The sequence below is a fragment of the Qipengyuania sp. HL-TH1 genome (assembly GCF_036365825.1).
Lineage (GTDB): Bacteria > Pseudomonadota > Alphaproteobacteria > Sphingomonadales > Sphingomonadaceae > Qipengyuania > Qipengyuania profunda.
This window is the reverse complement of the sequence record NZ_CP142675.1, coordinates 1,238,936-1,260,388: the sequence shown is the minus strand read 5'-3', so window position 1 is coordinate 1,260,388 and position 21,453 is coordinate 1,238,936. Positions and strand designations below refer to the sequence as shown.

Here is a 21,453-nt window from a genome sequence, read left to right as displayed (position 1 = left end):
GATGCGCAAACAGCTTGCCCTGGCCAGTCTCGCGGTACTGGCCGCGGCAACTGCAACTCCGGCCCGCGCCGATGTCGTCATCGGCCCGCGCGTGTCCTATTATTTCGACAATTCGAACCTGCGCACATCGGGCATCGATCCCGGGCTGGACGAGGGCGATGCGCTCGACCCGGCGGATATCGCGGTGCTGCGCACCGCTTTCGGCGTCGAACCGCAGCTGACCACGGTGAGCGAGGGCGAAGGCGTCCTGTCCGACCAGGTCGGCTATCCGATGATCGGCGCGATGGTCAATTTCGGCGACGATCGCGACCGGTTCACGCTTACCGCCATGTATGGCAGCGGCGAGGGCGATGCCGCGCTGTCGGCGACCGTGTCGCGCACGCTAACGCTGGGGGCTACCGAGTTCATCGACCTCGTCAATTTCGATGCCGACACGGTCAGCAGCACCGACCGCATCGATATCGAACTGACCTGGCAACGCCGGCAGAGTGAAAGTTTCGCGCTGCTTGGCGGTATTCGCTACGAGCGGCTCGATACCGCCTTCGTCGGCGACCTGCGGATCGTGCAAAGCGTCGCGATCCCCACGGTCATCGCGCTGTCGCGTGCTGCGATCGAGGGCGATCCGGCACCGCCGGTCATCCCTTCGGTCCCGCCGCTGATCGCCGGCGTGCGGCAGGACGGGACAATCCAGACCTTCAGCGCGCGCGGCGGCGCGACCGCCTTCGTGCCGTTCGGCGAGAATGCGGTGGCCTTCTTCAACGGCATGCTGCAGGCCAGCTATCGTCCCGATTACGATGTGCTGACCGTCATCGAAGACCCCTCGGGACTGTTCAGCGACAGCATCGCCGGGCGCGAGGAGGGCGAGTTCAGCATCGGACCTGATTTCGCGGTCGGCGCACAGTTCATCCTGTCGGAGAACCTCGCGCTCGACCTGCGCTATCGTGCGGTGCTGTTCTTTCCGCTGACCGGGGTGCAGGATTTCAGCGACGCGCGGGTCAGCCACGGGGTCAATCTCGGATTGTCGCTGCGGCTCTGATCCGATACCTTCGGGCCATGTCTATGGGTCGTATTCTTCTGCCCTTGCTGGGACTTCTGGCGGCGCTGGCGCCAACTGCGCTGCATGCCGAGATCAAGGCACTGGTGGTCGCTTCGGATTATTCGTCGGCGCGGTTGGCGGGTTTGCAGCTGGCCAATCCGGTCGTCGATGCGCGGATGATCGAGGCGGCGCTCAAACGCAGCGCCGTGGCCGAGGTCGCTCTGGTCGAGGAACCCGATGCGCGGGAATGGGACGAAGCTTTCGACCTGTTCGCCAATTCGCTCAATGGCGACGATGTCGCGCTGATGTATTTCGCAGGTCATGGTTTCCAGATCGACGGGGCCAATTATTTCCTCGCTTCGGATGGCTATTCGCTGATCGGGCTCGATCCCATCCTCCAGCGCCTGACCAAACAGGCGCGCGGCGTGGTGTTCGTGGTCGATGCCTGCCGCAACAATCCGGTCAGCGAGGCGGTGGACGATGCCGCGTTCCAGGTGATCGAGGTCGAGGGCGGGCAACGCGGGCTGGCGCGGGTGACGCTCGACGATATCGTCTATGCCGACAAGGGGCTGGCGCAGGTCGGCAATCTGCGCGGGCTGTCGGCGCTGGTGTTCTTCTCCACCGAGCCGGGCAATACCGCCGAAGATGGCGCCACGCCGGGCAAGGGCAGCCCCTTCGCCAAGGAATTCGCCCGCCAGCTGCCGCGGCGCCAGTCGCTCGATGAGCTGGTCCGCAAGACCGCGGTGGCAGTGAACGAGCGGACCGAAGGCCGGCAATCGCCCTGGCGGCAGGGCGATCTGGCGTTCGACGTGTTCATCGGCGGCATGCGGGCATTGCCCATCCCCTGAGGGAACGGCATAGCCGCCTCATGACACGGATTGCTGCCATCGCCCTGCTCGGGCTTGCGCTGGGTGCCTGCGACGCGCCGACCGAACCGGGTGCGCGTTTCCCCGCTCCCGACCGCCCGGTATCCGAAATCGGCTCGAACCAGTTTTCCACCGAAGACCAGCGCGACAGCCGCGGCGAGGCGCAGACGGTGATGGACCTCGCGGAGATCGAACCCGGGATGACCGTTGCCGATATCGGCGCGGGCAATGGCTATTACACCGTCCGCCTGGCGGAGCGCGTGGGCGAGGGCGGGCGCGTGCTGGCGCAGGATATCGATCGCGATGCGCTCAGCCGGCTTGGCCAGCGGATCGAGCGCCAGCGGCTCGAAAATGTCTCGATCCGACTTGGCGAAACCGGCGATCCCAAATTGCCGGACAACAGCTTCGACCGCATCTTCATGGTCCATATGTACCACGAGATCGAAAGCCCGTATGAATTCCTCTGGCGGATGTGGCCCGCGCTGGACAAGGGCGGCCAGGTGGTCGTCGTCGATATCGACCGGCCGACCGACCAGCACGGGATCGACCCGCTGCTGCTGAGCTGCGAATTCGAAGCGGTCGGTTACGAACTGGTGGCGTTCAAGGACGCGCCCGAACTGGCCGGGTACTATGCACAGTTCAAGGCAGCCGCTACGAGGCCCGCTCCCGGAGAGATAGAGCGCTGCCGCGGCGACCGTGCCGCGATGGACGCTGGGGCCCAGCACCCCGCCAAAAAAGAGAAAGCGTAGAATATATGAGTTTCAAGGGTCTCAAGCCGATCAGCTATGGCGGCAAGGAAGTCTGGCCGCTGGTCGAAGGCGGCAAGGGTGTTTCCGCCACCAATCACATGAGCTCCGGCGCCTGGGCCGCCGCTGGCGGCATCGGTACCGTCAGCGCGGTCAATGCCGACAGCTATGACGAGGACGGCAACCCGATCCCGCAGATCTACCCGCAGGCGACCCGCGTCGAACGCTTCGAGCAATTGGTCCGCTACGGCATTGAGGGCGGCACCGAACAGGTCAAGCGCGCGCACGAAATCTCGGGCGGCAAAGGCGCAATCAACATCAACGTGCTGTGGGAAATGGGCGGTGCGCAGCAGGTCCTCGAAGGCATCCTCGAAAACTGCCCCGGCCTCGTCACCGGCGTCACCTGCGGCGCGGGCATGCCCTACAAGCTCGCGGAAATCGCGGCAAAGCACAACGTCCATTACCTGCCCATCGTCAGTTCGGCGCGCGCGTTCCGTGCGCTGTGGAAGCGCAGCTATTCCAAGGTCCCCGACCTGATGGCGGCAGTGGTTTACGAAGACCCCTGGCTTGCGGGCGGCCACAACGGCCTGTCCAACGCCGAGGACCCGACCAAGCCCGAAGATCCCTATCCGCGCGTTGCCGCGCTGCGCGAGACCATGCGCAAGGAAGGCGTCTCCGAAGACACCGCCATCGTCATGGCGGGCGGCGTGTGGTTCCTGCGCGAATGGAACGACTGGATCGACAATCCCGAGCTGGGCAAGATCATGTTCCAGTTCGGCACCCGCCCGCTGCTGACGCAGGAAAGCCCGATCCCCAATGTGTGGAAGGACATGCTGCGGACGGTCGAGCCGGGCGACGTATTGCTGCACAAGTTCAGCCCCACCGGCTTCTATTCGAGCGCAGTGAAGACGCCGTTCCTCTACGATCTGATGCATCGCAGCGAACGCCAGATCCCGATCTTCAAGCGCGACGAGGAAGAGGGCACGATCCCGCTGGCCGATCACGGCAAGGCGAAGTACTTCTTCGTCCACCCGGGCGACCAGCGCAAGGCGCAGGCGTGGATGCACGAGGGCTTCACCGAGGCGCTCAAGACCCCCGACGACACGGTGGTCTTCGCAACGCCCGAAAGCGCCGAGCAGATCCGCGCCGACCAGCAGGCCTGCATGGGCTGCCTGTCGCATTGCCAGTTCTCGAGCTGGAAGGACCATGACAACCACACCACCGGGCGGCTCGCCGATCCGCGCAGCTTCTGCATCCAGAAAACGCTGCAGGACATCGCGCATGGCGGCGACCCGGACGAGAACCTCGCCTTTGCCGGCCACGCGGCCTACCGCTTCAAGCAGGACCCGTTCTATTCGAACAACTACACCCCCACGGTGCAGGAACTGGTCGAGCGGATTTTGACCGGGGACTGATCGCAGGGGCGCTTCCCTTCGGGCGACGAAATTCGGTGCGGGGGGATGGCAGGTTAGGGGCGAGAGATGGTGCAGGTTTCAGCTGCCAACTTGGCCGATGACGACGTTCGCAGCCTCATCACGCTGCACCAGCGGCGGATGTACGATGCTTCGCCCCCCGGAACCTCGTTCGCGCTCGACTTGAGCGGGCTCGAGGATGCGGCTGTGATCGTCCTTGAAGCACGCGACGCCGACGCCTTGCTGGGGGTCGGCGCCTTGCTCGAACTCTCGGCAACCGAAGGCGAGATCAAGTCGATGCGCACCGCCGACACCGCGCTCCGGCGGGGCGTCGGGCAGGCATTGCTCGACCGGATCATCGGTATCGCACGGGAGCGCGGCTACCGCCGAGTGCTGCTGGAAACCGGCACGGGTGAAACCTTCGGACCCGCTAACCGGCTCTATCTTCGCAACGGCTTCACACGCTGCGCACCGTTCGGCGAATATGCCGAAACGGACTTCAACATCTTTTACGAATTGGCGCTCTAGCGGCTCAGCCCAGGCCCGAGAGCACTTGGTCCGGAGGCCGGTGGCCGTCGGCCCACATGCGGATATTGGCGATGACCTTGAGGCCGCTGTCCTCGCGGCCCTCGCGCGTCGCGCTGCCGATATGAGGCAGGGTCATCACATTGGGATGGCGGATCAGGCGCGTGTCGACATTGGGTTCGTCGGGATAGACGTCGAGCCCCGCTCCGGCGAGCTTGCCGCTTTCGAGCGCCGCCACCAGCGCCTCCTGCTCGACCAGATCGCCGCGCGCGGTGTTGATCAGGCTGGCACCGTCCTTCATCAGCGCGATCCGGCGTGCGTCGATCATGTGATGCGTGTTCGGCCCGGCGGGGCAGTGGAGCGAGAGAATGTCCGCTTCGCCCATCAATCCATCGAGACTATCGACCCAGCGCGCCTGGAACATGCGTTCGACCGCTTCGGGCAGCCGCTTGCGGTTGTGATAGGCGATCTCCAGCCCGAAGGCGCGCGCGCGGTGCGCGACCGCCTGGCCGATCCGCCCCATGCCGACGATGCCGAGCACCTTGCCAGCGAGCTTGGTGCCGAGCAGCGCAGTCGGCGTCCAGCCGGTCCATTTGCCGCTGCGGATCAATTCAACGCCTTCGCGGATGCGGCGCGGCACGCCGATGATCCCGGCCATCGCAAGATCGGCGGTGTCGTCGGTGAACACGCCCGGCGTGTTGGTGACGAGGATATGGCGATCGGCGGCCGCGTGAAGATCGAGATGCTCGGTCCCCGCGCCGAAATTGGCGATCAGCCCCAGGTCCTTGCCCGCGCCCGCGATCATCTCGGCGTCGATCCGGTCGGTAACGGTGGGCACGAGCACGTCGCAGTCCTGCATCGCGGCGACGAGCTGGTCGCGCGTCAACGGAACATCCGAGGTGTTGAGGCGGGCATCGAACAGCTCGCTCATCCGCTCCTCGACCGATGGCATCAGATGGCGCGTGACGAAAACGCGCGGCGTGCGCTCGAGGCGTTTGGCGGGGCGGGTGTCGGTGCTTTCCATGCGGGCAGAAGCGCTAGGACGCGCGGTGGGGAGCGGTCAAGGATTCGGACGGGAATTGCCCCGTTAACGGCGTTGACTGTTCGCGCGCGATCCCCGATTCAGGCGCGCATGTTCACACGGCTTTTCATACTTTTCCTGCTGCTCGCCGGAATCACCGCGACGGCGCGGGCGCAGGAGCGCGAAACGCCCTATTGGGCGACCATCCGCGCCAGCGTGCTCAACATGCGGGTCGGCCCCAGCGCCGATTACAAGATCGATTGGGTCTATCGCCGGCCCGGCCTGCCGGTGAAGGTCGTGCGGCTGATGGAAGGATGGCGGCTGATCGAGGATCCGGACGGCACGCGCGGATGGGTGGTCGCGCGCCTGCTCAGCCCCGATCGCGGCGCCATCGTCATCGGCGACGGGGTGGCCGATTTGCGCGCCAGCGACAGCGAGGATGCCGAACTCAAGTGGCGCGTCGAGCCGGGCGTGGTTGGGGTGCTGGGCGATTGCGACGAGGGCTGGTGCGAATTCGCCGTGGGCGAACGCTACGGGCTGATCCGCGAAACGCGCCTGTGGGGTGTCGGCGAACCGTGAAGCGGCAGGCTTGACCGATCGGGGCGGACCGATTGGGCCGCCCCGCTGGTTTCAGAACGTTGGTCTATTCGGCCGGAGCCATCGCGGCCTCGGCCTGCGCGTCGATCTTGCGCACGGTCGACTGGACGGCGCCGTCTTCGCCGCGCATTTCGAACGCGCCGTCTTCGCCGGGGGCACCGCCGGAATAGCATTCCTCAGCCGTGTCGCCTTCGGGATCGAAGCACATCGCGCCGTCGTCGCCCGCACGCCAGGTGCCGCCGCCGGTGCGCGTGCCATCGGGCGTGGCCTCGACATAGGTGCCGTCGGCATTGATCGTCTGCATGGTGACGCTGCCGTCGGCCAGCTGGACTTCATACGTCCCGGTCATGTCGCCGGTGGCGGTGCTGTCGAGCGTGGTTTCGGCGGTGTCGACCGGTTCGATCGGCTCTTCGGCCTCGTTCGAACCGCAGGCGGCGAGCGCGGCACAGGCCGCGATAATGGCAAATTTCTTCATGGACACTTCCCCTTTTCCGGGCGCGCCAGAACGCGCTGCCAGGGGAAGTGCCCTGAAAAGCGGTGTCCGTCTAGACGAGTTCGACCGCCACGGCGGTGGCTTCACCGCCGCCGATGCACAGGCTGGCGATACCGCGTGTCTTGCCCTGCTGCTTGAGCGCGTTGAGCAGCGTCACGATGATGCGCGTGCCGCTGGCGCCGATGGGGTGGCCGAGAGCCGTGCCGCCGCCGTTCACGTTGATCTTGTCGTGCGGGATGCCGAGGTCGCGCATCGCAAACATGGCGACGCACGCAAAGGCCTCGTTGACTTCCCACAGTTCGACTTCGTCCGCGCTCCAGCCGGCCTTGTCGAGGACCTTCTCGATCGCGCCGATCGGGGCGACGGTGAACTGCGCGGGTTCCTGCGCATGCGCGGCCATGGCGACGATCTTCGCCACCGGCTGCTGGCCATTGGCCTTGGCGACGCTTTCGCGGCTGAGCACCACGGCGGCGGCGCCATCGGAGATCGACGACGAGGTCGCCGCGGTAATCGTGCCGTCCTTGGCGAAGGCGGGGCGCAGCTGCGGGATCTTGTCGGGACGGCCCTTGCCGGGCTGTTCGTCATGCTCGACCGTGACTTCGCCCTTGCGGGTCGAGAAGGTGACCGGGACGACTTCGTCGGCAAACGCGCCGCTGTCGATCGCGGCGTTCGCGCGGCGTAGCGATTCGATGGAGTATTCGTCCATTTCCTCGCGCGTCATCTGGTAGTCATTGGCGGTTTCCTGCGCGAAGGTCCCCATCGCGCGGCCTTCTTCATACGCGTCCTCGAGCCCGTCGAGGAACATGTGGTCATAGGCGGTGTCGTGGCCGAGCCGCGCGCCGCTGCGGTGCTTCTTGAGCAAATACGGAGCATTGGTCATGCTCTCCATCCCGCCCGCGACGACATAGTCCACCGTGCCGCTTGCGAGCGCTTCGGCGCCCATGATCACCGTCTGCATGCCGCTGCCGCAGACCTTGTTGACTGTGGTCGCCTGTACCGACTTGGGCAGGCCTGCCTTGATCGATGCCTGGCGCGCGGGCGCCTGGCCCAGCCCGGCGGGCAGCACGCAGCCCATATAGGCGCGGTCGAAACTGTCCACCGGCACGCCCGAGCGCTCGACCGCGGCCTTCACTGCCGTGGCCCCGAGATCGGTGGCCGAGACATCGGCAAGCGCGCCCTGCATGCCGCCCATCGGGGTGCGGGCGTAAGACAGGATGACGACGGGATCGGATGCGCTGAACTGGGTCATGCTTGTGTATGTCCTTCGGTTCTGGAATATCGGTTGCCAATGGCGACCTATCTGGTGGCCCACAACCTAGTGCTGCGATGCAGCAATATCAAACGGAGAGAGCAATGGCGGACGACCGGAAAACCGAAATGGAAGCCGTTTTGCGCAAGCAGCGCGCCGCACACCACCAGATGCGCCCCGAACCGATGGCGCTGCGCAAGGATCGGATCCAGCGCGCGATGAAGCTGCTCACCGACCATGCGGACGATCTGTGCAAGGTGATGGCGGCCGATTTCGGCAATCGCTCGCCGCACCAGTCGATGATTACCGACATCGCGGGCACGGTGAATTTCGGCAAATACTGCCTCAAGCACATGGACAAGTGGTCGCGCCCCGAAAAGCGCCATGTCCAGTTCCCGCTCGGCCTGCTCGGCGCGAAGGCCGAGGTGCGCTACGAGCCCAAGGGCGTGGTGGGCATCCTCAGCCCGTGGAACTTTCCCGTCAATCTCAGCTTCGGCCCGCTGATGCAGATCTTCGCGGCGGGCAATCGCGCGATGATCAAGCCGAGCGAGTTCACCGAGAAGACCAGCCTGCTGACCAAGGAACTGGTCGAGGAATACTTCACCCCCGACGAATGCGCGGTGTTCACCGGCGGCCCCGAAGTTGCCGCGGCGTTCAGCGAACTGCCCTTCGACCATTTGATCTTCACCGGCTCGACCGCGACCGGGCGCAAGGTGATGGAATCGGCCGCCAAGAACCTCGTGCCCGTTACGCTGGAGCTGGGCGGCAAGAGCCCGGTGTTCCTCGGCGAGAGCGCCGATTTCGCCAAGGCGGGCGAGCGGGTGGCGCTGGGCAAGATGCTCAATGCGGGCCAGATCTGCCTCGCGCCCGATTACCTCTATGTCCCCGAAAGCAAGCAGGACGAGGCGATCCACGGTGTGTGGCAGGGCACGGCGAACATGTATCCCACGCTGCTCGATAACGAGGACTATGCCAGCGTCGTCACCGATCGCCATTTCGACCGCCTGCAGGATCTCGTCGCCGATGCGCGCGACAAGGGCGCCGAAGTGATCGAGGTCAATCCGGGCAATGAGGATTTCTCCAACACCAATGCGCGCAAGATGCCGCTGACGATCCTCAAGAACGTCACCGACGACATGCGCGCGATGCAGGAGGAAATCTTCGGGCCGGTCCTGCCGGTGAAGACCTATCGCCACATCGACGAAGCGATCGACTATGTGAACGAGCACGATCGCCCGCTCGGCCTCTATTACTTCGGGCAGGATTCGAACGAGCGCGAGAAGGTGCTGACCAAGACCATCAGCGGCGGAGTGACCGTCAACGACGTGATCTTCCACGTCTCGATGGAGGACCTGCCCTTCGGCGGGGTCGGACCCAGCGGCATGGGCAGCTATCACGGGGTCGAGGGCTTCCGCGAATTCAGCCATGCGCGCAGCTTCTATACACAGCCCAAAATCGACGTGGCCAAACTTGGCGGATTCAAGCCGCCCTATGGCCCGGCAACCGAAAAAGCGGTCAAATCGATGATGAAATAGCGGGTGTCTGCAAGGGTGCGCCGCATGAGGCGGTTTTGTTGCGAATTGTTCGCATTTCTGCACCCTTGCACCATCTGGGCGAGCGGCCTAGAGGCGGGCGCGAACCAAGCCTGACGCCTTAGGAATCATTCGTGGTCGACCTCGAACAATACCTGCCCATCCTGATCTTTCTGTTTGTCGCCGTCGGTCTGTCGGCGCTCTTCGTGTTCCTCCCGATGGGCGTCTCGCGCCTGACCGGGACGCACCAGCCGGATGCGGAAAAGAACAGCGAATATGAATGCGGCTTCCCGGCCTTCGAGGATCCGCGCAGCCAGTTCGATGTGCGCTTCTACCTCATCGCCATCCTGTTCATCATCTTCGATCTCGAAGCGGCCTTCCTGTTTCCGTGGGCGGTCAGTCTCGACCTGACGGGCTGGCCGGGCTGGATCACGATGATGGTGTTCCTTGGCGAACTCGCCGTCGGGCTGGCTTATGCCTGGAAAGTTGGAGCGCTGGAATGGGAGTAGATCGTACGCGAGACGACGTGCCGCGGGTCGACCATTATCGTCCGCTGGCACCGGCGCATAACCAGATGCTGCACGACAGTGCGACCGCGCTCGCCGGCGAAACCCGCCAGCCCGAGGCGGATTATTTCAACGCACTCCAGTCCGAGGTGAACGACAAGGGCTTCCTCGTCACCAGCACCGAGGACCTGTTCCAGTGGGCGCGCACCGGATCGCTGTGGTGGATGACCTTCGGGCTCGCCTGCTGCGCGGTCGAGATGATCCACGTCAACATGCCGCGCTACGACATGGAACGCTTCGGCGTCGCGCCGCGCGCCTCGCCGCGCCAGAGCGACGTGATGATCGTCGCGGGCACGTTGTGCAACAAGATGGCGCCCGCGCTGCGCAAGGTCTACGACCAGATGTCGGAGCCCAAATACGTCATCTCGATGGGTAGCTGCGCCAATGGTGGTGGCTATTACCACTATTCCTACAGCGTCGTGCGCGGCTGCGACCGCATCGTTCCGGTCGACATCTATGTTCCCGGGTGCCCGCCGACTGCCGAGGCGCTGCTTTACGGCGTGATGCAGCTGCAGCGGAAGATCCGCCGCGCGGGCACGATCGAGAGGTAGGGCGCAATGGCTACGCTACATTCGGCACCCCGCTTCACCCAGCTTGACGGGCTGAAGGACACGCTCGCCAATGCGCTGGGCGGTCACCTGCTCGAAGCGCATGAGGAGCATGGCGAGCTGTTGCTCACCGTGAAGCGCGACAGCATTGAAGACGTGCTGCGCATCCTGCGCGACGATCACAAATACCAGCAGCTGATGGAAATTGCCGGCGTCGACTATCCGAGCCGTGCGGAGCGGTTCGAAGTCGTTTACATGCTGCTGTCGCTGACGACCAACAGCCGCATCATGATCAAGTGCTCGGCGGCCGAGGACACGCCCGTGCCGACGGTGACGACGCTGTGGCCCAATGCGGGCTGGCTCGAACGCGAAGTGTTCGACATGTACGGCGTGCTGTTCGCGGGCAATCCCGACCTGCGCCGGATCCTCACCGATTACGGTTTCGAAGGGCATCCCTTCCGCAAGGACTTCCCGCTCACCGGCTATCACGAATTGCGCTATTCCGAAGACGAGAAGCGCGTGGTGTATGAGCCGGTCGAACTGGCGCAGGACCTGCGGCAGTTCGATTTCATGAGCCCGTGGGAGGGCGCGGACTATGTCCTGCCGGGCGACGAGAAGGCCGAAACGCCGCCCGTCGCCGATCCCAAGACCACCGAGAAACCTTCGGACACCGGTGCGGGCGAGAAGACCGACAAGCATGCCGCGGACAAGGTCAGCGCGGGTGCGCCGGCCGAGGAAGACGGCGGTGACGAGGCCCCGGCGCCCGAACCGACCGAGGACCAGCCCGCGCGTGCCAAGCGCCAGGGCAAGACCACCGATACCGCGAGCGCGACCGAGCCCAAGACCAAGGCCCGCGCCAAACGCAAGCCCGCGACCAAGAAGAAGGATGCCGAGTGATGCGAAAGGTGCTCCTCCTTGCTCTTCCGCTTGCCCTGGCAGCCTGTTCCTCCGAACCAGCCGAGCCCGAAAGCGCGGACGATTTCGCGAGCCGCATTGGCCAGAACGGCGAAGCGCTCGATCCCGCGCAGCGTGATCCCGATGCGCCCAATACCGCCAATACCGCGCCGCCTTCGGGCGCCGACCTGACGCAGCTGCAGAAGCTGGGCGATATCGGCGGCGTCGATCTCGGCCCGCGCGATGGCGGTTGCACGCTGATGGTCGGCAAGGACGAGATGATCATCGCCGGCGCGATGAATGACGGGGCGATCCCGGGGAAAGCCGTGGTCCGCGTCGGTGACAGCCTGACCATGGTCGATGCCGCAGTCGGCGGGCTGGACGCGATCCGGAACGGCACCACCTTTACCGGCGAGGGCTTCACCATCTCGGTCGCCCCGGCAGCGGGCGACCAGCAGCGCCGTCCGGCCAATGTCACCGTGCGCGACGCCGCCGGCCAGACACAGAGCTATAGCGGCAATTGGATCTGCTCATGAGCCACGCCATGCATCTTGAAGAATCGCCCACCACCGGCGACGAAGTGATCACCAATTATACGATCAATTTCGGCCCGCAGCATCCGGCGGCGCACGGCGTGCTGCGGATGGTGATGGAGCTCGACGGCGAGATCATCGAACGGATCGATCCGCATGTCGGCCTGCTCCACCGCGGCACCGAAAAGCTGATCGAGCACAAGACCTATCTGCAGGCGCTGCCCTATTTCGACCGGCTCGATTATTGCAGCCCGCTGGCGCAGGAATACAGCTACGTCCTCGCGATCGAGAAGCTGCTTAATATCGCCGTGCCCGAACGCGCGCAGTACCTACGCGTGCTGTTCGCCGAGCTGACGCGGATTTCCAACCACATGCTCAACATCGGTGCGCATGTCATGGATGTCGGCGCGATGACGCCGAACCTGTGGGTGTTCGAACTGCGCGAAGACTGCATGAACTTCTTCGAGCGGGCTTCGGGCGCGCGCATGCACAGCGCCTATTTCCGCCCCGGCGGGGTCCATCAGGACGTGCCCGAAAAGCTGCTCGTCGATATCGGAGAATGGCTCGACAACCGCCTGCCCGAACTGTTCGGCGATGCGATGAGCCTCGTGCTCGACAACCGCATCTTCAAGCAGCGCAATGTCGATATTGCCGTGGTCAGCAAGGACGATGCGGTGGCCTGGGGTTTCTCCGGCCCGATGATCCGTGCTGCGGGCATTCCGTGGGACCTGCGCAAGTCGCAGCCCTATGATGTCTATGAGCGGATGGAATTCGACATTCCCGTGGGCACCAATTCGGATTGCTACGACCGCTTCGTGGTGCGCGTGAAGGAAGTCTACGAAAGCGCCAAGATCATCAAGCAATGCCTGGCGCAGATGCCGGGTGGTCCAATCGCCAGCGACGACCGCAAGGTCGCGCCGCCCAAGCGCGCCGAGATGAAGCAGTCGATGGAAGCGCTGATCCACCACTTCAAGCTCTACACCGAGGGCTTCCACGTGCCTGCGGGCGAAGTCTACGTGGCGACCGAAAGCCCCAAGGGCGAATTCGGCGTCTATCTGGTCAGCGACGGGTCGAACAAACCGTATCGCTGCAAGATCCGCCCGACCGCCTTCAGCCATTTGCAAGCCATGGATTTCATGTCGAAGGGCCACATGCTGCCTGATGCCACCGCCATTCTCGGCGCCATCGATGTCGTATTCGGGGAGTGTGACCGCTAATGGCCGACCGTTCCCCCGCACCCGACACCCCCGAACTGCGCGAGCGCTGGGGTGCTTTCGAGTTTACCGAAAGCTACCGTGAGCGTGCCGACGCCGCGATCGCGCGCTATCCCGAGGGGCGCCAGCGTTCGGCGGTGATGCCGCTGCTCGACCTTGCCCAGCGGCAGGTCGGTGAAGAAACCTCGACGCAGGGCTGGCTGCCGCTGCCGGTGATCGAATATGTCGCCGACTATCTCGACATGCCGGTGATCCGCGTGCTCGAGGTCGCGACCTTCTACTTCATGTATAATCTGAAGCCGGTGGGTAAGTACCACGTCCAGGTCTGCGGCACGACGCCTTGTATGCTGCGCGGATCGGATGGTCTGTTCGAAACCTGCAAGAAGCGCGGGATGGAAAAGGGCCACGTTTCCGCAGACGGTTTGTGGACGCTGACCGAAGTCGAATGCATGGGCAATTGCGCCACCGCGCCGATGGTCCAGATCAATGACGACAATTACGAAGATCTGACGCCCGAGCGGCTCGACACGATTCTCGACGCGCTGGCCAAGGGGGAAAGCCCCAAGACCGGCACGCAGGAGCCGGGCCGCCACACCAGCGAACCCGCGAACGCGCTGAGCACGCTGCCCGAAATGGTCGACGCCAACCACGATTACCGGAAGGATTGGTGATGAGCATCGCCACCATCCTCATCGCGCTGGTTGTCGGCTTTATCGCGTGGAAGCTGCTCGTCGGCCTCGTGAAATTCGGTGCGCTGGCGCTGATCGCAGTGGCGGCCATCTATTTCCTCTCGCAGGGAGGCTTCGCATGAGCATTTCCCTCACCCGTCATCCTGAACTCGTTTCTGGATCCATTTCCCAACCCGCATCGTCCGCTCGTGGGGCGCGATGGATGCTGAAACAAGTTCAGCATGACGAAGGGGGCAGGTCGTGAGCCTTCAAGACAAGGATCGCATCTTCACCAATCTCTACGGCTTCCAGGACTGGGGGCTGAAGGCGGCGCAGCAGCGCGGCGATTGGGACGATACCAAGGCGCTGATCGCGCGCGGGCATGACAGCATCATCGACGAGATGAAGGCTTCGGGCCTGCGCGGCCGGGGCGGGGCGGGCTTCCCCACGGGCCTCAAATGGTCGTTCATGCCGAAGGAAAGCAAGGACGGTCGTCCCAGCTTCCTCGTCATCAATGCCGACGAGAGCGAACCCGGCAGCTGCAAGGATCGCGAGATCATCCGCCACGATCCGCACAAGCTGATTGAAGGCGCGCTGGTCGCGGGCTATGCGATGCGGGCGCGGGCGGCCTATATCTACATCCGCGGCGAATATATCCGCGAGGCGGAAACGCTGCAGGCGGCAGTCGACGAGGCTTATTCCGCGGGTCTGATCGGCAGGAATGCCTCGAAGTCGGGCTATGATTTCGACGTCTTCCTGCACCGCGGCGCGGGCGCTTACATCTGCGGCGAAGAGACCGCGATGATCGAAAGCCTCGAAGGCAAGAAGGGCCAGCCGCGGCTCAAGCCGCCGTTCCCGGCGGGCGCGGGCCTCTATGGCTGCCCGACCACGGTCAACAATGTCGAAAGTATCGCGGTCGTGCCGACCATCCTGCGGCGCGGCGCGAGCTGGTTCTCCAGCTTCGGACGCGAGAACAACAAGGGCACCAAGCTGTTCCAGATCAGCGGGCATGTGAACAAGCCCTGCGTGGTCGAGGAAGCGCTGTCGATCCCGTTCAGCGAGCTGATCGAGAAGCATTGCGGCGGCATCACCGGCGGCAAGGACAACCTGCTCGCGGTGATCCCCGGCGGTTCGTCGGTTCCGCTGGTCCCGGCCGAGCAGATCTGGGACGCGCCGATGGATTTCGACGGGCTCAAGGACCTCGGCTCGGGCCTCGGCACCGCGGGCGTAATCGTGATGGACAAGTCGACCGACATCGTCCGCGCGATCAGCCGCATCAGCTATTTCTACAAGCACGAGAGCTGCGGCCAGTGCACGCCCTGCCGCGAAGGCACGGGCTGGATGTGGCGCATGATGGAACGCCTGCGCACCGGCGATGCCGCGATCGAGGAAATCGACATGCTGCAGCAGGTCACCAAGCAGGTCGAAGGCCACACGATCTGCGCGCTGGGCGATGCGGCGGCTTGGCCGATCCAGGGCCTGATCCGCCACTTCCGCCCCGAGCTCGAACGGCGGATCGAAGAACACAACGCCAAGTTTGCGGAGGCGGCAGAGTGACGTTTCGGCGGATCTTGAAGGGCGCGTTGATCGTCTGTGCATCCATGGCGATGCCCGTTGGCGCACACGCGAAGGATGACGGCGCGAGGGCGCTCGAACGGCTCGCCGCTTGTACGGCGGACCACCCGAAGTGGCGCATCAAGGTCGAGGAATTTCTCGTCCTCTCGCATTTCGACCCCGCGTATTTCCCGCTAATGAAGGAACTCGCGTTGAACGAGGAGTGCGACAAGCATTTCAATGGGATGATCCACTTTTCGCCGAGCGCCTTCCGCGATACCCTCTACACGGCGTGGGCCAAGGCTTCACCCGACACTGAGAAATTGACGGCTTCGCAGATGCAGATGTTTGCGGATTGCCTGGTGGGCAGCGAGACCGAGAGCGCGCGCGCCTTCATCGCCTCTTCGGAGGGCGATGTGGCCGAAAGCGAAGCGCTCGCGCCTTTGGCGTCCGCCATGCCCCATTGCCTTGTCGAAGGGGCGACACTTGAACTTACGAAGACTTCGCTGCGCGCGGTCCTGACCAGTACACTGGCTCTTTCGAGCGCAGCTGATCGACAGCAGGAATTGAAGGCAAACGACGATGCCTAAAGTCACCGATGATCGAAGAACACCACGCGAAGTTCGCGGAGGCAGGCGAATGAAGCCGTTTGGTCTGGCCCTGGTGTTCGCAGCACTCGCAAGCGTTCCGACTGCCGTGCAGGCGCAAACGTTTGGTGAGCAACAGGTTGGGTCGCGATTTGAACGCCCTGCGGAGCAAGCCGACGATCGCTATGCGCGAGCGTTCAAAGAGGCCTTCAAGCATTGCTACTATCGGAACTATCCCGAACGGGCTGAAAGCTTCCTGAGGCAGACCGATGCCTATTCTGTCGGTATTCCGAAAGGAACTATTGATCGCCTCAGCTTGCGACCGAACAAATGGTCGGCCCGGTGCCAATTTGACCAGCGTGCCACGGTTATCGAATCACGACTGAGCTTCGATACGCGGGCGCTGCGCTATATGATGGCCGAGGGAGCATACCTCTATCACTATGGCGACGCTGCTCCTGCCGGGATGGCGCCGGACACCGCTGCTGCCAGCCCCACATGGAACGTCGACCGTCATTATGTTTCGACGGGCGAAGACCTCGGCAAGGCGCGCTTTTTCGGCGACTTCGCCGATTGCATCGTGGCCAAGGATCCCGTCTCGGCGGATATCTTGGTCCGTACCGAAATTCAATCGCCGGAGGAGCGGCAAGCCGCAATGCAATTGGTGGACGCCTTGGGTGCCTGCCTTATCGCAGGCCACGAATTCGAGCTTACTCCTACGAATATCCGTAATTTCGCCGCCGATGGGCTTTGGCAGCGCTATGTCGCCGATCCCGGCAAGGCAGCAGTAGAGGCAGCCGAATAATGCCCAAGGTCACCGTAGACGGACAGGAAATCGACGTCCCCGAGGGCGCAACCGTGCTGCAGGCGTGCGAGCTTGCGGGCAAGGAAATCCCGCGCTTCTGCTATCACGAGCGGCTGTCGATCGCCGGCAATTGCCGCATGTGCCTGGTCGAGGTGAAGCCCGGACCGCCCAAGCCGCAGGCGAGCTGTGCTCTCCCCGCCACCGACGGGCAGGAAATCCGCACCGACAGCGAAATGGTCAAGACCGCGCGCGAAGGCGTAATGGAATTCCTGCTGATCAACCACCCGCTCGATTGCCCGATCTGCGACCAGGGCGGCGAGTGCGATTTGCAGGACCAGTCGGTCGCCTATGGCCGCGGCGCGACGCGCTATGACGAAAACAAGCGCGCGGTGACCGAGAAATACATGGGCCCGCTGATCAAGACGGTCATGACCCGCTGCATCCACTGCACCCGCTGCGTGCGCTTCTCCGAAGAGATCGCCGGCGTGGACGAAATCGGCGCGCTTGGCCGCGGCGAGGACATGCAGATCACCACCTATCTCGAGCAGGCGGCCGAGCATGAACTGTCCGCCAATGTGATCGATTTGTGCCCGGTCGGTGCGCTGACCAGCCGTCCCTACGCCTTCGAAGCGCGTCCGTGGGAGCTCAAGAAGACGCTCAGCATCGATGTGTCCGACGCGGTTGGGGCGAACATCCGTCTCGACAGCCGCGGGCGCGAAGTCATGCGCGCGCTTCCGCGCATCAATGACGACGTCAACGAGGAATGGATCTCGGACAAGGCGCGCTACCAGGTCGATGGCCTGTCGAAGCGCCGCCTCGACAAGGTCTTCATGCGCAAGCGGGGCAAATTGCAGCCGGCCAGCTGGGACGAGGCGTTCAAGGCGATCGCCAAGGCCAAGCCCGCTAGCAGCATTGCCGCCATCGCGGGCGACATGGTCGATTGCGAAACCATGTTCGCGGCCAAGACGCTGCTCAAGGCCTGCGGTTCGAGCCTGATCGAAGGCCGCCAGACCGGCATGGATTACGACGTGTCGAACCTGGCCGCGGTCAATTTCAATTCGACCTTCGCCGGGATCGAGACCGCCGATGCGATCCTGATCGTGGGCAGCCACATCCGCTGGGAAGCGCCGCTGGTCAATGTGCGGATCCGCAAGGCGGTCAAGCGCGGTGCGCAGGTGTTCGTGGTCGGATCCTTCTGGGATACGACATACCCCGCGCATTTCCTCGGTGACGAGCTTTCGGTCCTCGGCGATGTGCCGCAGGAAATCGCCGATGTGTTCGCCCAGGCCGAGTGGCCCGCGATCATCATGGGCGGCGCGGCGCTGGCCAAGGGCGCGCTGGGCGCAGGTCTTGCCTTCGCCGACCGGTTCGGACTGGTGAAGGATGGCTGGAACGGTTTCAACGTCCTTCATTTCTCGGCCGCGCGCATGGGCGGGCTTATGCTCGGCTTCGCGCAGCAGGGCGGCATGGCCGATATCGCGCAGGCGAAGCCCAAGGTCGTCATCAGCCTGGGTGCGGACGAGATGGATTTCGAACCCTACGCCGATAGCCTCAAGGTCTATATCGGCCATCACGGCGACAAGGGCGCGCATGCGGCGGATATCATCCTGCCCGGCGCCAGCTATGCCGAAAAGGATGGCACCTACGTCAACACCGAAGGCCGCGTGCAATTCGCCGAAAAGGCGGTCTTCGCACCGGGTGATGCGCGCGAGGACTGGACGATCCTGCGTGCGCTTGCCGATGCACTGAAGGTCGAGGTCGGCTTCGACAGCTTTGCCGAATTGCAGGCCGCGATGGTCCGCGAAGTCCCTGCGCTGGGCGAGGAAGGCCTGGCTGCCTATGGCGACCTGCCCAAGGCGGATGCCGATGCACAGGCGGAAGGCACGATCAGCGGCTATCCGATCCAGGACTTCTACCTCACCAATCCGATCGCCCGCGCCAGCGCGGTGATGCAGCAGTGTTCGAGTGAATTGCTCGGCGGCGGCGAACTGGCGGAGGCCGCGGAATGACCGAATTCTTCCAATCGCTTGGCATGAGTTACGAATGGGCGTGGTTCACCGCGACCTTTGCGGGCATCCTGCTGATCGCGCTGCCGCTGATGCTGGCGGTGGCAATGATCATCTATGTCGACCGCAAGGTCTGGGCAGCGATCAATCTGCGCCGCGGCCCCAATGTGGTCGGCCCCTTCGGCCTGCTGCAGAGCTTCGCCGACGGGTTGAAGGTGTTCCTCCAGGAAACCATCATCCCCTCGGCCGCGAACAAGGGCATCTTCATCCTTGCGCCGATCGTCACCTTCACCGTGGCGCTCGCCGCATGGGCGGTGGTTCCCTTCAGCGCCACGGCGGTGCTGGCGGATATCAATATCGGCCTGCTTTACATCCTCGCGATCAGCTCGCTGTCGGTGTACGGCGTGGTGATGAGCGGGTGGGCGAGTAACTCGAAATACCCGTTCTTCTCGGCCATGCGCGCCGCCGCGCAGATGATCAGCTACGAAGTCTCGATCGGCTTCATCCTGATCTGCGTCGTGCTGTTCGCAGGCACGTTCAACCTCAACGACATCGTGCGCGCGCAGGAAGGCTTCGGCCTCGGCGTCATCAACGCCTATGTCATCCACCCGCTGCTGTTCCCGATGTGGGTGATGTTCTTCATCAGCTCGCTGGCGGAAACGCAGCGCGTACCGTTCGACCTGACCGAAGCGGAAAGCGAGCTCGTCGCCGGGTACCAGACCGAATACAGCTCGATGAGCTTCGCGCTGTTCTGGCTCGGCGAATATGCCAACATCCTGCTGATGTGCATTCTCAATGCGCTGCTGTTCTGGGGTGGCTGGCTGCCGCCGTTCGACTGGGCGCCGCTCTATTACGTGCCCGGGATCGTCTGGCTGCTGCTCAAGACGTTCTTCTTCTTCTTCATGTTCAGCTGGGTGATGGCGACCGTACCGCGCTATCGCTACGACCAGCTGATGCGCCTGGGCTGGAAGGTCTTCCTTCCCATCAGCCTCGGCTTTGTCGTCGTCATTTCGGGCTATCTGATGGCCACGGGACATTACGGATGAGTATCGCGCAAACCATCAAGGCGTTCACCCTGTGGGAGTTCGTGAAGGCGCATGCCCTCACGCTGAAGTACTTCTTCAAGCCCAAGGTGACGATCAACTATCCGTTCGAGAAGAACCCGATCTCGCCCCGTTTCCGCGGCGAGCATGCGCTGCGCCGTTATCCCAATGGCGAAGAGCGCTGCATCGCCTGCAAGCTGTGCGAGGCCGTGTGCCCCGCGCAGGCGATCACGATCGAGAGCGAACCGCGCGAGGACGGCAGCCGCCGCACCACACGCTACGACATCGACATGACCAAGTGCATCTATTGCGGCTTCTGCCAGGAAGCCTGCCCGGTGGATGCCGTGGTCGAGGGGCCGAACTTCGAATATGCGACCGAAACGCGCGAGGAACTGCTCTACGACAAGGCCAAACTGCTCGCCAACGGGGACAAGTGGGAGCGCGCCATCGCCGCGAACCTTGAAGCCGATGCACCGTACCGATAGGGGCCGCGCGTGACTGGGGCATACCAAATCACCACCACCTCCGTCGTCCCCGCGCAGGCGGGGATCCATCCGACGGCAGTGGCGCCTAGTAACGTTATCTGGATCCCCGCCTTCGCGGGGATGACGAAAGAGGTTTGAGGGAAAAGTGATACAGACTCTCGCCTTCTATCTGTTCTCCGCGCTCGTCATCGCCAGCGCCGTCATGGTCATCATGGCGCGCAACCCGGTGCATTCGGTGCTGTGGCTGATCCTCGCCTTCTTCAACGCCGCGGGCCTGATGGTCCTTGTCGGCGCTGAGTTCATCGCCGCGCTGCTGGTGATCGTCTATGTCGGCGCGGTCGCGGTGTTGTTCCTGTTCGTGGTGATGATGCTCGACATCGATTTCACCGAACTGCGCGCCGGTTTCGTCAAGAATTTCCCGCTCGGCATCGCGATTGCGCTGGTGCTTGCGGCCGAGCTGATCTTCGGTATCGGCGCCTATCAGGCGGGCCGGATCGAGCTGGGCGTGGCAAGCGGGGCGGCAGCGCCGATCCTCGGTGCCTCGAACACCGCCAGCATCGGCGCGGTGCTGTATCGCGACTATTTGTTCCTGTTCGAAGCGGCGGGCCTCATCCTGCTCGTCGCCATGGTCGGCGCGATCGTGCTGACCCACCGCCAGCGCCCCGATGGCGCGCGCGGGCACCAGAACATCACCAAGCAGGTCCGCCGCAATCCCGATGAGGCGACCGTCATGAAGCAGCCCGAAGTGGGCAAGGGGATCGAGCTGTGATCGGCATCGAGCATTACATCGTCGTCAGCGCGATCCTGTTCGTGCTCGGCGTGCTGGGCATCTTCCTCAACCGCAAGAACATCATCGTCATCCTGATGGCGATCGAGCTGATCCTGCTGAGCGTGAACATCCAGCTGGTGGCCTTCAGTGCCTATCTGGGCGATCTCGTCGGACAGGTCTTCGCGATGTTCGTGCTTACCGTGGCGGCGGGCGAGGCCGCGGTCGGGCTGGCCATTCTCGTCATCTATTTCCGTGGCCGCGGTACGATCGCGGTCGACGACGTCGACCGGCTGAAGGGGTAAGC

The 21,453-nt window shown here is 63.8% G+C and carries 25 protein-coding genes; 22 read left to right on the top strand and 3 right to left on the bottom strand.

The genetic code is table 11. The features are described from left to right. Position 1 precedes the first annotated feature (1 nt). The 5 genes from VWN43_RS06770 (at position 2) to VWN43_RS06750 (ending at position 4,588) form a co-directional block, all read left to right on the top strand. Positions 2 to 1,036: a hypothetical protein gene (locus VWN43_RS06770; protein ID WP_320180142.1), complete on the top strand. Its 1,035-nt coding sequence runs from the start codon at positions 2 to 4 to the stop codon at positions 1,034 to 1,036. A gap of 23 nt (positions 1,037 to 1,059) precedes the next feature. Beyond that, positions 1,060 to 1,884, top strand: a complete 825-nt coding sequence (locus VWN43_RS06765; RefSeq protein ID WP_330768455.1) for a caspase family protein — start codon at positions 1,060 to 1,062, stop codon at positions 1,882 to 1,884. Between the two features lie 20 nt (positions 1,885 to 1,904). After that, a complete protein-coding gene (locus VWN43_RS06760; protein ID WP_320180144.1) occupies positions 1,905 to 2,651 on the top strand; it encodes a class I SAM-dependent methyltransferase in 747 nt (248 codons plus the stop codon). 5 nt (positions 2,652 to 2,656) lie between these two features. Next, positions 2,657 to 4,063 (top strand): NAD(P)H-dependent flavin oxidoreductase, encoded by a 1,407-nt coding sequence (locus VWN43_RS06755; protein ID WP_253515495.1) that lies wholly within the window; start codon positions 2,657 to 2,659, stop codon positions 4,061 to 4,063. Between the two features lie 66 nt (positions 4,064 to 4,129). Beyond that, a complete protein-coding gene (locus VWN43_RS06750; RefSeq protein ID WP_320180145.1) occupies positions 4,130 to 4,588 on the top strand; it encodes a GNAT family N-acetyltransferase in 459 nt (152 codons plus the stop codon). A gap of 4 nt (positions 4,589 to 4,592) precedes the next feature. Here the strand turns inward: VWN43_RS06750 and VWN43_RS06745 are convergent, their stop codons facing one another. After that, positions 4,593 to 5,609 carry a 2-hydroxyacid dehydrogenase gene (locus VWN43_RS06745; RefSeq protein WP_320180146.1) on the bottom strand — a complete coding sequence of 339 codons (1,017 nt, stop codon included), beginning with the start codon at positions 5,607 to 5,609 and terminating at the stop codon, positions 4,593 to 4,595. A 108-nt stretch (positions 5,610 to 5,717) separates the two neighbouring features. Here VWN43_RS06745 and VWN43_RS06740 point away from each other — a divergent pair, with 108 nt between their 5' ends. Beyond that, entirely contained in the window at positions 5,718 to 6,185 is a 468-nt protein-coding gene (locus VWN43_RS06740; RefSeq protein WP_320180147.1) for an SH3 domain-containing protein, read from the top strand. Between the two features lie 64 nt (positions 6,186 to 6,249). On the opposite strand, the gene VWN43_RS06735 is transcribed toward VWN43_RS06740, so the two are convergent. Together VWN43_RS06735 and VWN43_RS06730 are read right to left on the bottom strand one after the other, a co-directional pair. Beyond that, entirely contained in the window at positions 6,250 to 6,678 is a 429-nt protein-coding gene (locus VWN43_RS06735; RefSeq protein WP_320180148.1) for a hypothetical protein, read from the bottom strand. A 70-nt stretch (positions 6,679 to 6,748) separates the two neighbouring features. After that, the gene (locus tag VWN43_RS06730) at positions 6,749 to 7,945 is read right to left on the bottom strand and encodes a thiolase family protein (RefSeq protein WP_320180149.1); all 1,197 of its coding nucleotides are present in this window, start codon (positions 7,943 to 7,945) and stop codon (positions 6,749 to 6,751) included. A gap of 104 nt (positions 7,946 to 8,049) precedes the next feature. Between VWN43_RS06730 and VWN43_RS06725 the strand changes: the two genes are divergently transcribed. The 16 genes from VWN43_RS06725 (at position 8,050) to nuoK (ending at position 21,451) form a co-directional block, all read left to right on the top strand. Beyond that, entirely contained in the window at positions 8,050 to 9,480 is a 1,431-nt protein-coding gene (locus VWN43_RS06725; protein WP_320180150.1) for a coniferyl aldehyde dehydrogenase, read from the top strand. Positions 9,481 to 9,611: 131 nt separating this feature from the next. Next, a complete protein-coding gene (locus tag VWN43_RS06720) occupies positions 9,612 to 9,986 on the top strand; it encodes an NADH-quinone oxidoreductase subunit A (RefSeq protein ID WP_253515502.1) in 375 nt (124 codons plus the stop codon). A 65-nt stretch (positions 9,987 to 10,051) separates the two neighbouring features. Then, positions 10,052 to 10,594, top strand: coding sequence for a NuoB/complex I 20 kDa subunit family protein (locus VWN43_RS06715; protein ID WP_253522875.1), 543 nt, complete (start codon positions 10,052 to 10,054; stop codon positions 10,592 to 10,594). Between the two features lie 6 nt (positions 10,595 to 10,600). Beyond that, positions 10,601 to 11,488 (top strand): NADH-quinone oxidoreductase subunit C, encoded by an 888-nt coding sequence (locus VWN43_RS06710; RefSeq protein ID WP_320180151.1) that lies wholly within the window; start codon positions 10,601 to 10,603, stop codon positions 11,486 to 11,488. Then, positions 11,488 to 12,021 carry a hypothetical protein gene (locus VWN43_RS06705; RefSeq protein WP_320180152.1) on the top strand — a complete coding sequence of 178 codons (534 nt, stop codon included), beginning with the start codon at positions 11,488 to 11,490 and terminating at the stop codon, positions 12,019 to 12,021. The genes VWN43_RS06710 and VWN43_RS06705 overlap by 1 nt, the downstream gene beginning before the upstream one ends. Then, the gene (locus VWN43_RS06700) at positions 12,018 to 13,235 is read left to right on the top strand and encodes an NADH-quinone oxidoreductase subunit D (protein ID WP_253515505.1); all 1,218 of its coding nucleotides are present in this window, start codon (positions 12,018 to 12,020) and stop codon (positions 13,233 to 13,235) included. Before VWN43_RS06705 ends, VWN43_RS06700 begins: the two co-directional genes overlap by 4 nt. Then, positions 13,235 to 13,903, top strand: a complete 669-nt coding sequence (locus VWN43_RS06695) for a complex I 24 kDa subunit family protein (protein ID WP_320180153.1) — start codon at positions 13,235 to 13,237, stop codon at positions 13,901 to 13,903. Before VWN43_RS06700 ends, VWN43_RS06695 begins: the two co-directional genes overlap by 1 nt. After that, entirely contained in the window at positions 13,903 to 14,043 is a 141-nt protein-coding gene (locus tag VWN43_RS06690; RefSeq protein WP_320180154.1) for a hypothetical protein, read from the top strand. Before VWN43_RS06695 ends, VWN43_RS06690 begins: the two co-directional genes overlap by 1 nt. A gap of 118 nt (positions 14,044 to 14,161) precedes the next feature. Further along, positions 14,162 to 15,457, top strand: a complete 1,296-nt coding sequence (gene nuoF / locus VWN43_RS06685) for an NADH-quinone oxidoreductase subunit NuoF (RefSeq protein WP_320180155.1) — start codon at positions 14,162 to 14,164, stop codon at positions 15,455 to 15,457. Positions 15,458 to 15,471: 14 nt separating this feature from the next. Continuing rightward, on the top strand, positions 15,472 to 16,044 hold the full coding sequence (locus VWN43_RS06680) for a hypothetical protein (RefSeq protein WP_320180156.1): 573 nt from the start codon (positions 15,472 to 15,474) through the stop codon (positions 16,042 to 16,044). Next, entirely contained in the window at positions 16,037 to 16,846 is an 810-nt protein-coding gene (locus VWN43_RS06675) for a hypothetical protein (RefSeq protein ID WP_320180157.1), read from the top strand. Before VWN43_RS06680 ends, VWN43_RS06675 begins: the two co-directional genes overlap by 8 nt. Further along, positions 16,846 to 18,855 carry an NADH-quinone oxidoreductase subunit NuoG gene (gene nuoG / locus VWN43_RS06670; protein ID WP_320180158.1) on the top strand — a complete coding sequence of 670 codons (2,010 nt, stop codon included), beginning with the start codon at positions 16,846 to 16,848 and terminating at the stop codon, positions 18,853 to 18,855. The genes VWN43_RS06675 and nuoG overlap by 1 nt, the downstream gene beginning before the upstream one ends. Continuing rightward, positions 18,852 to 19,898, top strand: coding sequence for an NADH-quinone oxidoreductase subunit NuoH (gene nuoH, locus VWN43_RS06665; RefSeq protein WP_253515515.1), 1,047 nt, complete (start codon positions 18,852 to 18,854; stop codon positions 19,896 to 19,898). Before nuoG ends, nuoH begins: the two co-directional genes overlap by 4 nt. Next, positions 19,895 to 20,380 (top strand): NADH-quinone oxidoreductase subunit NuoI, encoded by a 486-nt coding sequence (gene nuoI, locus VWN43_RS06660; RefSeq protein ID WP_050601230.1) that lies wholly within the window; start codon positions 19,895 to 19,897, stop codon positions 20,378 to 20,380. The genes nuoH and nuoI overlap by 4 nt, the downstream gene beginning before the upstream one ends. A gap of 145 nt (positions 20,381 to 20,525) precedes the next feature. Continuing rightward, entirely contained in the window at positions 20,526 to 21,149 is a 624-nt protein-coding gene (locus tag VWN43_RS06655) for an NADH-quinone oxidoreductase subunit J (protein ID WP_320180159.1), read from the top strand. Beyond that, a complete protein-coding gene (nuoK, locus tag VWN43_RS06650) occupies positions 21,146 to 21,451 on the top strand; it encodes an NADH-quinone oxidoreductase subunit NuoK (protein WP_253515517.1) in 306 nt (101 codons plus the stop codon). Before VWN43_RS06655 ends, nuoK begins: the two co-directional genes overlap by 4 nt. Positions 21,452 to 21,453: the final 2 nt, after the last annotated feature.